Raw genomic sequence first — 13,889 nt, 5'->3', positions numbered from 1 at the left:
GCGCGCTGAACTGGCTGTGGACCGAGTTCCGGGGCAAGCGCAAAGCGGCTCCGAAGCCCAGGCCGGACGGCGCCAAGCCCCGCGTCAACATCGTCGGCCCGATCTACGGCACCTTCAACATGTGGTCCGACCTGGCGGAGATCCGCCGGCTGGTCGAAGGCATCGGGGCGGAGATCAACCTGACCTTCCCGATGGGCAGCCACCTGAACGACGTGCCGCGTCTGGCCGACGCCGACGCCAATGTCTGCCTGTACCGGGAGTTCGGCCGGCTGCTCTGCGAATCCCTGGAAAAGCCCTATCTCCAGGCTCCCATCGGCCTGCACTCGACCACCAAGTTCCTCCGCACGCTAGGCGAAATCCTCGGCCTCGACCCCGAGCCGTTCATCGAGCGGGAGAAGCTGACCACCATCAAGCCGGTCTGGGACCTGTGGCGCTCCGTCACCCAGGACTTCTTCGGCACGGCCAGCTTCGCCATCGTCGCGAACGAGACCTACACGCGCGGCGTCCGCCATTTCCTGGAAGAGGAAATGGGGCTTCCCTGCACCTTCGCGGTGTCGCGCTGCGCCGGGGCCAAGACCGACAACGCGGAGGTCCGCAACCTCGTCCACACGAAGACGCCGCTGATCCTCTTCGGCAGCTACAACGAGCGCATGTATCTGGCGGAAGCCGGATCGCGCCCCGGCCCCAAGGCGGTCTACATTCCCGCATCCTTCCCCGGAGCGATCATCCGCCGCCATACCGGCACGCCGTTCATGGGCTACGCGGGTGCTACCTATGTCATCCAGGAAGTCTGCAACGCGCTGTTCGACGCGCTCTTCAACATCCTGCCGCTCGGCACCGACCTCGACAAGGTCGATGCGACGCCGTCCCGTCTCCACGCCGAACTGCCGTGGGACGAGGAAGCGCGGGCAGCCCTCGACGAGCTGGTGGAAGCCGAGCCCGTCCTGATCCGAATCTCGGCCGCCAAACGCCTGCGCGACGAGGCCGAACGTTCGGCCCGGCAGGCCGGCGCATCCCGAGTAACCGCCGAGCACCTCGGCGGCAATTCATCCGCCGGAGCGGGACATCGTCCCGCCCCGGCGCCAGAAGCGCGAACTTCGCGCGTCCATGGCGAGACGGTCCTTCACTAGCCATGACCGTCCAGCCACTTACCAGGAGGTCTGTAGATGTCTGACACCACGAGCAGTAGTGGTGGGCGCCTGCCTTCCGACCGGGGAACCCCCGACGTGTCGCTGTCAGGGCTCACCGAACCGGAAGCGAGGGAGTTCCACAAAATCTTCATGCAGAGCTTCGCCATCTTCGTCGGCGTCGCTTTCATGGCCCACATCCTCGTCTGGTTGTGGCGTCCCTGGCTGCCGGGACCGCAGGGCTATTCGTCCCTGATGGACGGCGCCCTGCATGATGGCGTGACCGTCGCGTTCGACTCGATCAAGAGCTTCATCGCATAAGGAGGCCGTCATGTGGCGTGTATGGTTGCTGTTCGATCCGCGCAGGACGCTGATCGCCCTCTTCACTTTCCTGTTCGCACTGGCCTTGCTGATCCACTTCATCCTGCTCAGCACTGACCGGTTCAACTGGCTGGACGGTCCGCACACGGCCCGTACCGCCACCTCACAGATGGCGCCACTTCCCGCGGGCAAATGACGACCCCAGGGGTTGAACGGACAGACGGGTGAGACCGGGGAATCCCCCCGGCCTCTCCCGCCTCGGGCGGGGCCAACAAATACGGGGAAACCGGCCATGGCCATGCTGAATTTCGAGAGAAAGTACCGCGTCCGCGGCGGGACGCTTATCGGGGGGGATCTTTTCGACTTCTGGGTCGGGCCGTTCTATGTCGGCTTCTTCGGCGTCCTGACGATCTTCTTTTCATTCCTGGGCACCGGACTGATCCTCTACGCCGCCTCGCTGGGTCCGACCTGGAACGTCTGGCAGATCAACATCGCACCTCCCGATCTCAAATACGGCCTGGGCGCCGCCCCCTTGAGGGAAGGCGGCCTCTGGCAGATCATAACGATCTGCGCGCTCGGCGCCTTCGTCTCCTGGGCCTTCCGGCAGGCTGAAATCGCCCGCAAGCTCGGCATGGGCCTGCATGTGCCGGTCGCCTTCGGCGTCGCGATCTTCGCCTATTTCTCGCTGGTCGTGATCCGGCCGGTGCTGCTGGGCGCCTGGGGACACGGCTTCCCCTATGGGATCCTAAGCCATCTGGACTGGGTGTCGAACGTCGGATACCAGTACCTGCACTTCCACTACAACCCGGCACACATGCTGGCCGTGAGCTTCTTCTTCACGACCACCTTCGCGCTCTCCCTCCACGGTTCGCTGGTGCTGGCCGCCGCCAACCCGCCGGCCTACGAAAAAGTGGTCAAGACGGCAGAGCACGAGAACACCTTCTTCCGCGACACCATCGGCTGGTCGATCGGCACGCTCGGCATCCACCGGCTGGGCCTGTTCCTGGCGCTGAACGCCGGCTTCTGGAGTGCTGTGTGCATCATCATCAGCGGCCCCTTCTGGACCCGAGGCTGGCCGGAATGGTGGAACTGGTGGCTCGACCTTCCGATCTGGCGCTGAGGAGGCGGTTATGGTGGAATATCAGAACATCTTCACCCAAGTACAGGTGCGCGGCCCGGCCTATGCCGGCGTGCCCCTGACCCGCGGACCCTGGGTCCGGTCGTGGAAGCCGCGCTTCGTCCACCTGCTGGGCCGGATCGGCGACGCGCAGCTGGGACCGGTCTACCTGGGCTGGACCGGCCTCGCCTCGATCCTCTGCGGCGTCATCGCCTTCGAGATCATCGGGCTCAACATGTGGGCCTCCGTCAACTGGGACCCCGTGCAGTTCCTCCGGCAACTGCCCTGGCTGGCGCTGGAGCCGCCGGCTCCCGTCTACGGCCTCAGTCTGCCGCCGCTGGACGAAGGCGGCTGGTGGATCATGACGGGCTTCTTCCTGACCACCTCGATCCTGCTGTGGTGGCTGCGAACGTATCGAAGGGCGCGGGCGCTCGGCATCGGCACCCACGTTTCCTGGGCCTTCGCCGCCGCGATCTGGCTGTACCTTGTCTTAGGGCTTATCCGGCCCGTCCTGATGGGAAGCTGGGCCGAGGCGGTGCCCTTCGGGATTTTCCCCCACCTGGACTGGACGGCGGCCTTCTCCATCCGCTACGGCAACCTGTTCTACAACCCCTTCCACATGCTCTCGATCGTCTTCCTCTACGGATCGACGCTGCTGTTCGCGATGCACGGCGCCACCGTGCTGGCGATCAGCCGGTTCGGCGGCGAGCGGGAGGTCGAGCAGATCGTCGACCGGGGAACGGCGTTCGAGCGCGGCGCCCTGTTCTGGCGCTGGACGATGGGCTTCAACGCCACGGCTGAATCGATCCACCGCTGGGCGTGGTGGTTCGCGGTGCTCTGCCCGCTGACCGGCGGCATCGGCATCCTGCTGACCGGGACGGTGGTGGATAACTGGTTCCTCTGGGGCGTCAAGCACGGGCTGGCACCGGAATACCCGCACCTCTTCCCGGCCGTGACCGACCCGGCCCTCCTGCAAGGGAGGCCATGATGAAGATGACCCGTGAGGAGGCGCTTCGCAGCCTGATCGGACGGATCGCGGCGGTATTCGCGGTCGTGCTGGGCGCCGGTCTGCTGTTCACCTTCGAGTATCCGCCCGTCGTCACCGTACAGACCGGCTACCGGGGCGTGGCGCTGGAGCAGAACTTCCACCCGGCGCGGCTGGAAACCCTGGCCGCCGCCAATCAGGTTCCGGCGCCGCAGGACCCGGCGGATCCCGACGCCGCTCCGGCGTCGGAGGTCTACCAGAACGTCCAGGTCCTGGGCGACCTGAACGAGAACGAGTTCATCCGCGTCATGACGGCGATGACGGAATGGGTATCGCCCGAGCAGGGCTGCACCTATTGCCACGCCGAGGGCGAGGAGCTGTCGTCCGATTCGCTCTATACCAAGGTCGTCGCCCGCCGGATGCTCCAGATGACGCGCGACATCAACGTCAACTGGCAGCCCCACGTCGCCCAGACCGGCGTCACCTGCTACACCTGCCATCGCGGCAAGCCGGTCCCGTCCCAAGTCTGGTTCAACGAACCGGGCCAGCCGCACGCAAGGGGCGTCCTCGGCAACCCGGCCGGCCAGAACCAGCCGGCGCTGCTGGCGGGCTTGGCCTCGCTGCCCTTCGACCCGCTGACCCCGTTCCTGACGGGCGGCGGCAAGGACGCCGGCATCCGCGTCGCCTCCGACACGGCGCTGCCGTCGGGCAACCGCAGCTCGATCAAGCAGACCGAGTGGACCTACAGCCTGATGATCCACATGTCGGAATCACTGGGCGTCAACTGCACCTACTGCCACAACAGCCGCTCCTTCCGCGACTGGAGCCAGAGCAGCCCGACGCGGACGACCGCCTGGCATGGCATCCAGATGACACGCGGCCTCAACGCCGACTACCTGGAACCGCTGCAAGGCGTCTTCCCCGCCAACCGCCTGGGCGTGCTCGGCGACGTGCCGAAAGTCGCCTGCTCGACCTGCCACGAAGGCGTCTACAAGCCGCTCTACGGCGTCAGCATGCTGAAAGACTACCCCGAGCTGGCCAAGGCTGGGGGAGTGACCGGCGTTCCGGTACAGCCGGCGTCGCCCGTAGCTCCCGAGCCGGGGCCGGCGCAGACGCCGGGATTGGCGCAGCCGCCGGCGTCGGGCCAGCCGGCGCAGTAGGCGTGCGGCTGGGAGAGGTGAGGCGAAGGGCCGGAGTCTCGGACGCAGTCTGGGGCTCCGGCTTTTTTGTGCCTGTTGCACTTCTTGACACCGCCGCGACATGTTGGCGCCGTGCCTTCATTCCTGAGTTCCTTTTCTGTACAAAAACACACTCCTGTGTTCTTTGCCCTTCTCCATGATGAGCTTGAAAATTATATCACTGAGTGATACAAAAGTTGACGATCAGGATTTTCAAAGACCTCGAATTTCACGCTTGGACGCTGCATGAAGGGGTTACGGATGTGGTGCTCTGCGGCGCCGCCGCCGAGATCGAAAGCGGCCTCGTGGATGCCAGATTAGGGGGCTTCCTGATCAAGAAAAGAGTCGCGGCACCGGGCCATGGCAAGCGAGGCGGCTATAGGACTATCGCTGCCCATAGACAAGGTAACCGATTGGTCTTCCTCCATGGATTTGCCAAGAACGAGAAAGACAACATCACCAAAAAAGAAAAACTGGCTCTACAGATGCTTGGCGACCAATATATGAAGTAGTCCGACGTTGTATTGGACAGCCATGAGACGAAAAGGTTGATAATGGAGGTCGTTTGCGCATGAGCAGAATTCTCGACAATGTCCATAAGTCGGCAGAACGGCTTCATGACGCCGGCCACGTGGATAATATCACCATGTGGAAATTCGACGCTCTTTGCCTCCCGCCCAAGCGGATCCTTTCCGCAGAGGACGTCCAGCAGATCCGCGCCCGCAATCAGGTGAGTCAAGCCGTGTTCGCTGCCTTCCTGGGTGTCGGCAAGACCACCGTGCAGCAGTGGGAGCAGGGGCTTAAGAAACCCAGCGGTCCCGCAGCGAAATTGCTCGACCTTGTAGACCGCAAGGGCTTGTCGGCCCTGCGGTAAACCACACGCTTCATATTCAGCAAGGCCATCTTGATGAGAAATCAGGGACAGACCACGTTTTCGACCCCCGATCATGGTGTCAGGACAAAAGGTCAAAGTGATTAATTCTCGCCTTAAAGATCCCGCAACAGTTCCGGCAACTCCCGCGCGCCGTGCAGAACGCGGAGGATCAGCGGCGGTTCTCGACTGGCATCGTAAACGATGACATATGGAAAGCCGCTCACCACCAGAAACCGTATCGATTCCGGCGCAAGCTCGGCTCTCACAGCGCCGATCCGAGGTTGATTTCCGATCCGGGTTGCGGCGGCAACAACGGCGTCTCGTAGCGCAATCGCAGCGGATGGATTCTCCTTTGCAATCCAACCTGCCGCCGCAAGCAGATCACGCCGGGCCTGTGGCGCCAGCGTCGCCGCCGACGTCAACGCGACGCCGCTATGATATCGTCCATTTCACGGGCGACGGCTTCGATATCATGGGTTCCGTCCCGGTCGGCCTCGGCACGGGCTTCATCGAGCATGGCCCCGAACCGCGCGCGGCGCTCCTCATTCTCCTGTAGGAGCCGCAGCCCCGATCGGACGACTTCGCTGACATTATTGTAGCGTCCGCTCTCGACGCAACTCCGGGCGAAATTCTCAAGTTCGGTCGTTAGACTGACGTTGGTTGACACCTGGGACTCCTATGTCAAACTCTGACATAGAGTATCGGGACGGGTCATAACAGGCAACTGCCGTTTGCGTCTGGCAAGAACTCAGCTCGTATGGAAAGCGGTTTCCTCGTTAAGTAAATTTTCAACGCCTATGTATGAAAGATTGAACATGACGCCTGCGAGATGAGATACGGTCAACATTGGAGCAAAACTGATGCTAAACGACTATAAAAACGAGGAATTTTCCGAAGATTATGTAGGTAAAGCGCTAAGCAAGACCCTTCAGGAAATCTTTACGCTTACCGCACGCAAGAGTTTTTCAGTATCGGCGGGTGATGAAAGTACGATTCGCTCGGCAAAGGACAGCGCATCGTCACTTGTCCACGAGTATTTCGATATGATGCTCCATCAGGTGGCTGAGCGGCGGAAGAATCTCAGCGATTTCCGTGGCGTGCAGTTCGTTTCCATCGGAGAGGATTGCTTCAGCCGGACCGTCCTCACCCAATGGGGGGTGAAGCCTTTCGCCAAGCTCGGCGAGAAATCCGGTCCGTTCGACCTGTCGGTTCATCCGGCCGCAAGTACGGCAACCCTGTTCGAAACTGATTTCGCAGGGTACCTCGATCCCGCACATCTTCAGTTCGACGAGAAAAACAACTTCACCACCAACCTGAAGCTCAAGGTCAGTTTCAATCATGAAACCGGTCCAAGTTATGGAGAGAGCAATTTCCAGCCGTTGATCGACATCTATAACCGGCGTCTCGATCATTTCCGGACCATGATGGCCTCGGAAGCACCGACGGTCCTTGTGTTCCACAGTCAACGGCCGTCCGTTTCCACCGGTTCCGATATCCGCCGGCTATGGGACGCCGTCAAAAGCCGGTGGAACGTGGACAACAAACTGCTGGTCTGCATCAAGACCTGGCAGCACGGCACCGAAATAGTCCCATCCGCATCCGTGGACGACCCGCGCGTCACCGTCATGGACATCAATTATCCCTGTGAGGGTTATGTGTGGCACCTTCCGAAGTATGGCTTCACCAAGGATGGCTTCGAGTTCGAAAGGAAGGTCGTAGACTTCGTCAAGCACGCCGCCGTCCAGCTTCAGCGAACCCCTGTGCCTGCCTGAGGCGACAGCGCCGCATCGACTGGTGAAGTGATGCCGGATCTTCGGATGCAGTCCGGGGCTCCGGCATCTTACGTTACAACGGAATCTCCCGAACGGCTGTTTGGCGCTTGTCGTTGCCAGTGCAACCAAGACCAGCCCCGGCTCCAGGAGTTCCAGAGATGCCCGACGACCAGCAGCGCAGGGTGGACCGCGACGTTCCGGGCTCCGAGGCCGGGAAGCCGGACGACAAGGACGAAAACGCCAGCAAGGCCAAGAACCCGGCCTCATCCCTCCCGGCAGAAAACGCGACCGGCAACTATATCAAGGTCGTCCAGCGCATCCCCGTCAAGATCACCGTGGACCGCTGACCCGGCGACATCCCGATCGGTCCCGGCATGTCCGTCGTGCCGACGGTCGCCGTCCGATGACGGGAGCGGCGGGAACGGCGGATGGGGGAGGCTTCGACGCGTCCCAAAGTGCTGCCGGCAGCCACAATCCCTGGCTGATCGCTGTCGTCGTCTCCATCGCGACCTTCATGGTGCGGCCTTGCCTGGAACCTTGAATCGCTCCTGTTCTTCCGCGTCCTGCAGGGCTTCGCCGGCGGCGGCATGGTGCCGATCTCGCAGTCGATCCTTGCCGACAGCTTCCCGCCCAGCAAGCGCGGGCAGGCCTCGGCCCTGATCAACGTCGCCCGCAATGTCGGCGGCTCCATCGGCGTATCCACCGCCCAGAACGTCCTGGCCTACCGCGAGCAGTTCCATCAGAACCGGCTGGTCGAGCATGTGGTCCCGTCGAACCCCGGCTATCAGGAAACCCTGCGCACCGTCACCGACCACTTCGCGTCGGCCGGCGGCGGCGCCGCGGACGCGCAAGGACGCGCGATCGCCTATATCGGCCAGCAGGTCGCGGCCCAGTCGGCCTACTGGGCCTATATCGACGTGTTCTTCACGCTGATGCTGATCTCGGCATCGGCGGTGCCGCTGGCGCTGATACTGCGGAAGGTGAAGCTGTGAGGGGGGTGGATGGGATCGGCTTTGAGACCGTTCCATGGATGAGGCAAGGCTGAAATTTCATAGAGACCATAAATAAATAACGCGAAAGAGTGAGGCTAAATAATTATAACGCTAAATGTGTTCCATGACTAATATAATAAATTTCCTTTGAAAATTCAGAATTTCCTTCATCAGCTTCGGTAAATCCAAATGTCATCATTATACTTTATTGCTGATAAGAAATTAAAATCAGCTGTTTTCAATAATAATCCTATGATTTTGCAGTGCAGCATACTATGTTGCATAAGCGAGACGGGGCGATCGACGGCCCGCTCCTCAAATCCACACCACCAAGGAATTTTCATATGACGACATCCATCATTGGCCTCTTCGAAAACGGCGACATCGCAAACAAGGTCCTGGGCGAGCTGACCAAGGCCGGCCTCAACAAGAATGCGGTAGAGATCCTTCAGGACGTTGCCGTCGCCAAGATTTCCAGCCGGCTGGTCGAGGCCGGTTACGACAAGGACAAGGCCGAGACATACGGCAAGGCGATGCAGAAGGGCGGCGCCCTGGTCGTGGCGGAAGTCGCCGACGACAAGGCCGACGAAGGCCTGACCACCATGCGCACCTTCAAGGCGATGACCCCGGAAGCACTGCTCGAGAAGCTCGGCGACCGGACGGTCGAAGAAGGCCAGACCGCCCAGGTGATCGAGGAGGAGCTGGAAGTCGGCGTCTCCCGCACCACCGGCGGCAAGCGCCTGAAGACCGAAGTGACCGAGCGGGAAGTCCAGGAGACGGTGACCCTCCACGAGGAGCACGTCGAAGTCGAGCATACGAAGATCGACCGGGTCCTGAACCCCGATGAAGCCGCCAAGGCGTTCCAGGAAACCACGGTCGAGATGACCGAAGTCTCGGAAAAGCCCCTCGTCACCAAGCAGGCTCACCTGGTCGAGGAAGTCGCCCTGAGCAAGGAAGCGGGCGAGCGCGAGGTTACCGTCAGCGGTACCGTCCGCCGTCAGGACGTCACCGTCGAGGAAATCGACCGCAAGTCGGTCAGTTCCAAGAAGTCCTAACGGGCTGAGCGCGGAAGCAGGCGTCACGGTCCGGCGGACCGCGGCGCCTGCTTCCCGTGCGCTACCTTAAGCCGTGCATATCCAGAGAATTTTCAAACCGAGGAATAATCCATGTCCGCTATCATGAATAAGACCGACACCAAGAAGACAATCCGCGACGCCGGCGCCGAAGCGTCTCAGCCGAGTGCCGCGCCCGCGCGGAAGGTCGTGGACGCCGCGAACCGCGACATCGCCCGCAACAATGCCGAAGCGGCGGAACAGAACCTTCAGAAGGCTGCCGACGAAATGCGCGGCACGATCGAGCGCACGACGGAGATTGCCGGCGATGCAGCCGTTACGACCCGCCGGATGGCAGGGCAGGTGGCTGAGCAGGCTGCTGAAAAAGCCGGCGAGATGTCGGAGATGCAGAACAGGGCTTCGAAAGAACTGGCCGGCCGCACCCAGCAGAACCTCGGCGTCATGATGAAGACCGGCGTCAAGCTGGCCGAAGGCTACCAGTCGATCATGCGCGAATGGGCCGACTACACCCGGAATGCCATGCAGTGCAATATCGACGGCATGAAGAGCATCATGCGCGCACGGACCCCGCAGGACCTGAAGGCCGCGCAGAGCGAGCTGCTGAATGCCGAAGTGCGGGTCATGCTCGACAGCGGCGTCAGGATTTCCGAAGCGACGCTTCGTGTCGCCCGGGAAGCCGCCGAGAGCGTCGGCGAGCATGCCCGGCAGCAGAGCGAGAAGAACTCCTGAGGAGTTCTTCAAGAGGACGGCGGGGATAGGCGAGGACTTGCTTACCGTCCCCGCTGTTTCGCGCCGCAGATCATAGGTTGCCCTCGAAATCATAGGAATATTATGCTACGCTCGCCATCCTGAAGGATTGCCCTTCAGGATCCGCCGGCGGAGCGCCTATGATGACCTTCGATGCCGTCCCCTCAAAACGATGACATTTGCGTACGTTCAAATACGCGAAGGGGTGTCGTCATCAAGCCTCCTGCCATCCGATAGCCTGCCGCAGGAAGCTGTAGCCCAGCGCCGTGAAGCCCGCGCGCTCGGTGTTGTCCTTGCCGTAGCCGTGTCCACCGGCGGCAGGCTCGTAGAAATAAGCCTCGTAGCCCATCGCCTGGAGCTTGGCCGCCATCTTGCGGGCATGGCCGGGGTGGACGCGGTCGTCGCGGCGGGTGGTGGCGATCAGGATAGGGGGATAGTCCTGGCCGGGGACGGCGGTATGATATGCCGACATCGGTCCCAGGAACGCCCAATCTGCCGGATCGTCGGGGTCGCCGTACTCGGCCATCCAGCTCGCCCCGGCGAGCAGCTTGGTGTAGCGGCGCATGTCGATCAGCGGGATCGTGCAGAACAGCGCGCCGAAGCGGTCCGGGTAGCGGGTCAGCATGTTGGAGATCAGGATACCGCCGTTGGAGCCGCCCTCCGCCGCGATCCGCTCCGCCCTGGTGACGCCCCGGCGGACGAGGTCCGCCGCCACCGCCGCGAAGTCGTCGTGCGACAGGCGCTTGCCCTCGCGCCGGCCGGCTTCGTGCCAGGCCGTGCCGAACTCTCCTCCCCCCCGGATATTGGCGACGACGCTGGTGCCGCCGCGCTCCAGCCAGAGCTTGCCGATGGCGGAGTTGTAGGACGGCAGTTGCGAGATGCCGAACCCGCCATACGCATAGAGATGTACCGGCGCGTCGCCCGTAGCTTCGGCCGGCCCGACCTGGGTATAGGGAATGCGGGTGCCGTCCACCGACACCGCTTCGTGCCGCGTGATCACCAGCCCGCTCGGATCGAAGGCCGCCGGGCCGCGCTTCAGCGGTTCCGGACTGCCGCCGGCGCGGATCAGGAAAAGCGTCTGCGGCGTCAGCGGGTCCTGTGCATTGGCAAGCATGTCGCCGTTGGACTCGGATTCTTCGACATCCAGCGGCCAGATATTGGCGACGCCAAGGTCGGGCAGTCCCTCGATGCGCGACATCGACCACTCCCCGGCGGCGCCCGGAGCGCCGGCCGGCGGGGTCCACACCTCGAACACCGGGCGCAGATCGTCCAGGATCGACACGGTGATGCGCCCGTCGCGCATGAAGAAGCCTTGCAGCGCGCGGCGCTCCGCCGGTTCGAACAGGATCGTGAAGTCGCGCCCGCCCGCCAGGAAATCGTCAAGCCGGATCACCGCCACGCTGTCGGGTGCGACGGTCCTGGCCCCGACCGTCCACGGGAAACGGGGTTTCGCCGCCAGCCATTCCCGGCTTGCATCGACCTCGACATCGGTCGGCACGTCGATTTGGGTCTTCGGGCCGGTGCGGTCGCCGATCCAGTAGCGGACGTCGAAGAAGGCGATCCGCTCGGTGAACCAGATGGTCTCGGTTTCCGCTTCCCGGTCGACATGCGCCCCGGCACCCATCGACTCCTCGGGGATCTCGTAGATGACGGGGGCCGTCAGCGGGTCGGCGCCGCGCTTCCACAGGCGGACCGTCCTGGCATAGCCGGACCGGGTCGCCATGCCGGGACCGTAGGCGGACTGGAGCAGCAGCGTATCGCGGTCGAGCCAGGTGGCGCCGCCCTTGGCTTCCGGCAGGGTGAAGCCGTCGGCTACGAAACTGCGGGTGGTCAGGTCGAACTCCCGAAGCACCGTGGCGTCGCCGCCGCCGCGCGACAGGCTCAGCATGGCGCGGTCGTGGGTGGCGGGCAGGGTCGCGGGGCCTGCCCAGATCCAGTCCTCTCCCTCCGCTTCCGACAGCGCGTCGAGATCGAGCAGAAGGTCCCACTCCGGCGCTTCGGTGCGGTAACTCTCCAGCGTCGTGGTCCGCCACAAACCGCGCGGGTGCTCGGCATCCTTCCAGAAGTTGAACAGCTTGTCGCCGCGCCGGGCGACGAACGGGATATTGGCGGGCTGGTCGTAGATCGCCGCCAGATCGCCCCGGTCCTTGAGGAAGGCGGGGCCGCCGAAGCGTTCCAGCGTCTTCGCGGTCTGCGTATCGGCCCAGGACGTGGCGTGCGGCCCGTCCACCTCCTCAAGCCAGATCCAGGGATCGTCGTCGGGAGCTTCCAGAGTGGGGCGCGGATCGGCGAGGGTCATGGCGGATTTTCCCGGATGCGTGTCTTGAGTGGTTGCGAAGCATCGGCCAAAACGGTTGATGCCCGCAACCACTCAATGCACAAACATGCACCCCGGCTAGAAGCGCCGCTTGTAGCGCACCGCCGTAGCGAAGGCCGGTGCAGCGCCCTCGACATGGCCGGGCGAGGTCTGCATCAGCGCGCCCGTGCTGAGTTCGTCCTTGTCGCTCAGCAGGATGCGGTAGGCCAGTTCCACGTCGATCTCCCGTCCGCTCGGCGTCAGGCTGGCGGTTCCGCTTTCGCGAAGAACCGTGCCGCCGGCGGTCGTTCCGGTCGGAGCGTCGATGTCGGCACGCCCGGCGCTGACCCGGAGCGGCTGCGACAGGCTGATCGATATCCGGTCCTGGGCGGAGACGACGTCGTTGCGGGCAAATCCTACGGTCCAGGCGTCGCTGCGCACCCCGGACAGCCGGCGGATCAGCCCGTTGCCGAGCTGGGTGTCCGCCGTCGTGCCGTACTGCCAGCTTCCGAACAGCTCGACGAGCTTGAGGTCGAGCGCTGCGAAGACTCCGCCGAACCGGGTGGTGACCGGTGCATCGAAGGCGAAGGCGGACCCCCCGCTGCTGTCCAGCGCCGACCCGCGCTCCGTCAACTGGCCGAACTGGACGCCGATGCGGCCGCCGTCCCAGCTCTTGCGGACCTCGCCCATCACGACCTCGCGGTCGCCATAGTCGCTCCACGACCGGCTGTCGCCGTATTTAAGGTAGTCTTCCTCCCGCCGGGACGCGAAGCCGGTGGCGACCGAAACGCCGTCGCCAAGGTCGGTCCGGATCGACACGTTGCGCCCGGAATCGGCAAGGCCGAGGAAGGCGGACCGCGCCGGATCGCCGGAGATCGTATCGAGGGCGACGGGGCTGTCGGCGTCCACGCCGAAGCGGGCGGCCATCGGGCGGCCCGCAGCAACGCCGATATCGGTGCTCGTTCCCAGCTTCGAGCTGAAGGAGAAGCTTCGGCCGGAGCCCTGACGGGTCGGCTCGACCGTTCGGCGGTCGATGGTGCGGTCGGAGAAGCTGGCCTGTCCCGTGGCGCCGACCGGTGCCGCGACATAGTCGAAGTTCCTGTCGCCACCCAGCCAGTTGACCAGATCGTGCTGCGGTTGCGGACGGGCGACGCGGGACGTCAGGTCTACGGCATAGGCCCGCTGGTAGTCGTCCAGCATGATGCCGTTCCGCAGCGCCCCGCTGGACGCAAGGGCATCGCCGAACGCGGCGCCCAGCCGGAGCGAGGATGTGCCGAGCGGCACGGAGGCCCCGCCGACCGTCGTTCCGGTCGGAATGCCGGCGGTCCCGACCGGGGCCATCGCCGCCGCGACGTTGAGCAGGCCCCGGCCGTAGACCGGGTCGGTGCCGGGTGTTCCAAGGTCGGT

The 13,889-nt window shown here is 63.6% G+C and carries 18 protein-coding genes; 14 read left to right on the top strand and 4 right to left on the bottom strand.

All coding sequences use genetic code 11. The features are described 5' to 3' along the window. The 8 genes from bchZ to AC5JJ6_RS20260 all read left to right on the top strand — a co-directional run. A partial coding sequence (gene bchZ, locus AC5JJ6_RS20295) for a chlorophyllide a reductase subunit Z (RefSeq protein WP_496043794.1) occupies positions 1-1,130 on the top strand: 1,130 nt, incomplete at its 5' end. Positions 1,131-1,166: 36 nt separating this feature from the next. Next, on the top strand, positions 1,167-1,448 hold the full coding sequence (pufB, locus tag AC5JJ6_RS20290) for a light-harvesting antenna LH1, beta subunit (RefSeq protein WP_496043793.1): 282 nt from the start codon (positions 1,167-1,169) through the stop codon (positions 1,446-1,448). A gap of 10 nt (positions 1,449-1,458) precedes the next feature. Continuing rightward, entirely contained in the window at positions 1,459-1,644 is a 186-nt protein-coding gene (gene pufA, locus AC5JJ6_RS20285; RefSeq protein WP_044427890.1) for a light-harvesting antenna LH1, alpha subunit, read from the top strand. 96 nt (positions 1,645-1,740) lie between these two features. Further along, the gene (pufL, locus tag AC5JJ6_RS20280; RefSeq protein ID WP_044427889.1) at positions 1,741-2,568 is read left to right on the top strand and encodes a photosynthetic reaction center subunit L; all 828 of its coding nucleotides are present in this window, start codon (positions 1,741-1,743) and stop codon (positions 2,566-2,568) included. A gap of 10 nt (positions 2,569-2,578) precedes the next feature. Further along, positions 2,579-3,553, top strand: coding sequence for a photosynthetic reaction center subunit M (gene pufM / locus AC5JJ6_RS20275; protein WP_496043792.1), 975 nt, complete (start codon positions 2,579-2,581; stop codon positions 3,551-3,553). Then, on the top strand, positions 3,553-4,710 hold the full coding sequence (gene pufC / locus AC5JJ6_RS20270) for a photosynthetic reaction center cytochrome PufC (protein WP_496043791.1): 1,158 nt from the start codon (positions 3,553-3,555) through the stop codon (positions 4,708-4,710). The genes pufM and pufC overlap by 1 nt, the downstream gene beginning before the upstream one ends. A 215-nt stretch (positions 4,711-4,925) precedes the next feature. Continuing rightward, positions 4,926-5,240, top strand: coding sequence for a type II toxin-antitoxin system RelE/ParE family toxin (locus AC5JJ6_RS20265; protein ID WP_496043790.1), 315 nt, complete (start codon positions 4,926-4,928; stop codon positions 5,238-5,240). 59 nt (positions 5,241-5,299) lie between these two features. Then, positions 5,300-5,602, top strand: coding sequence for a helix-turn-helix domain-containing protein (locus AC5JJ6_RS20260; RefSeq protein WP_496043789.1), 303 nt, complete (start codon positions 5,300-5,302; stop codon positions 5,600-5,602). 113 nt (positions 5,603-5,715) lie between these two features. Here AC5JJ6_RS20260 and AC5JJ6_RS20255 read toward each other — a convergent pair whose 3' ends face one another. Both AC5JJ6_RS20255 and AC5JJ6_RS20250 read right to left on the bottom strand, forming a co-directional pair. Continuing rightward, positions 5,716-6,024, bottom strand: coding sequence for a type II toxin-antitoxin system RelE/ParE family toxin (locus tag AC5JJ6_RS20255; protein WP_496043788.1), 309 nt, complete (start codon positions 6,022-6,024; stop codon positions 5,716-5,718). Beyond that, positions 6,021-6,269 carry a type II toxin-antitoxin system ParD family antitoxin gene (locus AC5JJ6_RS20250; RefSeq protein WP_496043787.1) on the bottom strand — a complete coding sequence of 83 codons (249 nt, stop codon included), beginning with the start codon at positions 6,267-6,269 and terminating at the stop codon, positions 6,021-6,023. The genes AC5JJ6_RS20255 and AC5JJ6_RS20250 overlap by 4 nt, the downstream gene beginning before the upstream one ends. A 193-nt stretch (positions 6,270-6,462) precedes the next feature. Here AC5JJ6_RS20250 and AC5JJ6_RS20245 point away from each other — a divergent pair, with 193 nt between their 5' ends. The 6 genes from AC5JJ6_RS20245 to AC5JJ6_RS20220 all read left to right on the top strand — a co-directional run bounded on the left by AC5JJ6_RS20245 (position 6,463) and on the right by AC5JJ6_RS20220 (position 10,168). Next, entirely contained in the window at positions 6,463-7,374 is a 912-nt protein-coding gene (locus AC5JJ6_RS20245) for a hypothetical protein (protein WP_496043786.1), read from the top strand. Between the two features lie 158 nt (positions 7,375-7,532). Further along, a complete protein-coding gene (locus AC5JJ6_RS20240) occupies positions 7,533-7,721 on the top strand; it encodes a hypothetical protein (protein ID WP_496043785.1) in 189 nt (62 codons plus the stop codon). 56 nt (positions 7,722-7,777) lie between these two features. Continuing rightward, a complete protein-coding gene (locus AC5JJ6_RS20235; protein ID WP_496043784.1) occupies positions 7,778-7,915 on the top strand; it encodes a hypothetical protein in 138 nt (45 codons plus the stop codon). Then, positions 7,863-8,366, top strand: a complete 504-nt coding sequence (locus AC5JJ6_RS20230) for an MFS transporter (protein WP_496043795.1) — start codon at positions 7,863-7,865, stop codon at positions 8,364-8,366. Before AC5JJ6_RS20235 ends, AC5JJ6_RS20230 begins: the two co-directional genes overlap by 53 nt. A gap of 344 nt (positions 8,367-8,710) precedes the next feature. Next, positions 8,711-9,421, top strand: a complete 711-nt coding sequence (locus tag AC5JJ6_RS20225; protein WP_496043783.1) for a YsnF/AvaK domain-containing protein — start codon at positions 8,711-8,713, stop codon at positions 9,419-9,421. A gap of 111 nt (positions 9,422-9,532) precedes the next feature. After that, positions 9,533-10,168 carry a phasin family protein gene (locus AC5JJ6_RS20220; RefSeq protein WP_496043782.1) on the top strand — a complete coding sequence of 212 codons (636 nt, stop codon included), beginning with the start codon at positions 9,533-9,535 and terminating at the stop codon, positions 10,166-10,168. Between the two features lie 232 nt (positions 10,169-10,400). Here AC5JJ6_RS20220 and AC5JJ6_RS20215 read toward each other — a convergent pair whose 3' ends face one another. Both AC5JJ6_RS20215 and AC5JJ6_RS20210 read right to left on the bottom strand, forming a co-directional pair. Continuing rightward, the gene (locus tag AC5JJ6_RS20215) at positions 10,401-12,485 is read right to left on the bottom strand and encodes a prolyl oligopeptidase family serine peptidase (protein ID WP_496043781.1); all 2,085 of its coding nucleotides are present in this window, start codon (positions 12,483-12,485) and stop codon (positions 10,401-10,403) included. 96 nt (positions 12,486-12,581) lie between these two features. Next, on the bottom strand, positions 12,582-13,889 hold a 1,308-nt coding region (locus AC5JJ6_RS20210; protein WP_496043780.1), incomplete at its 5' end, for a hypothetical protein.

This window comes from Skermanella sp. (assembly GCF_059503625.1).
The sequence above is the reverse complement of the archived record's forward strand: the minus strand, read 5'-3'. Positions and strand labels throughout refer to the sequence as shown.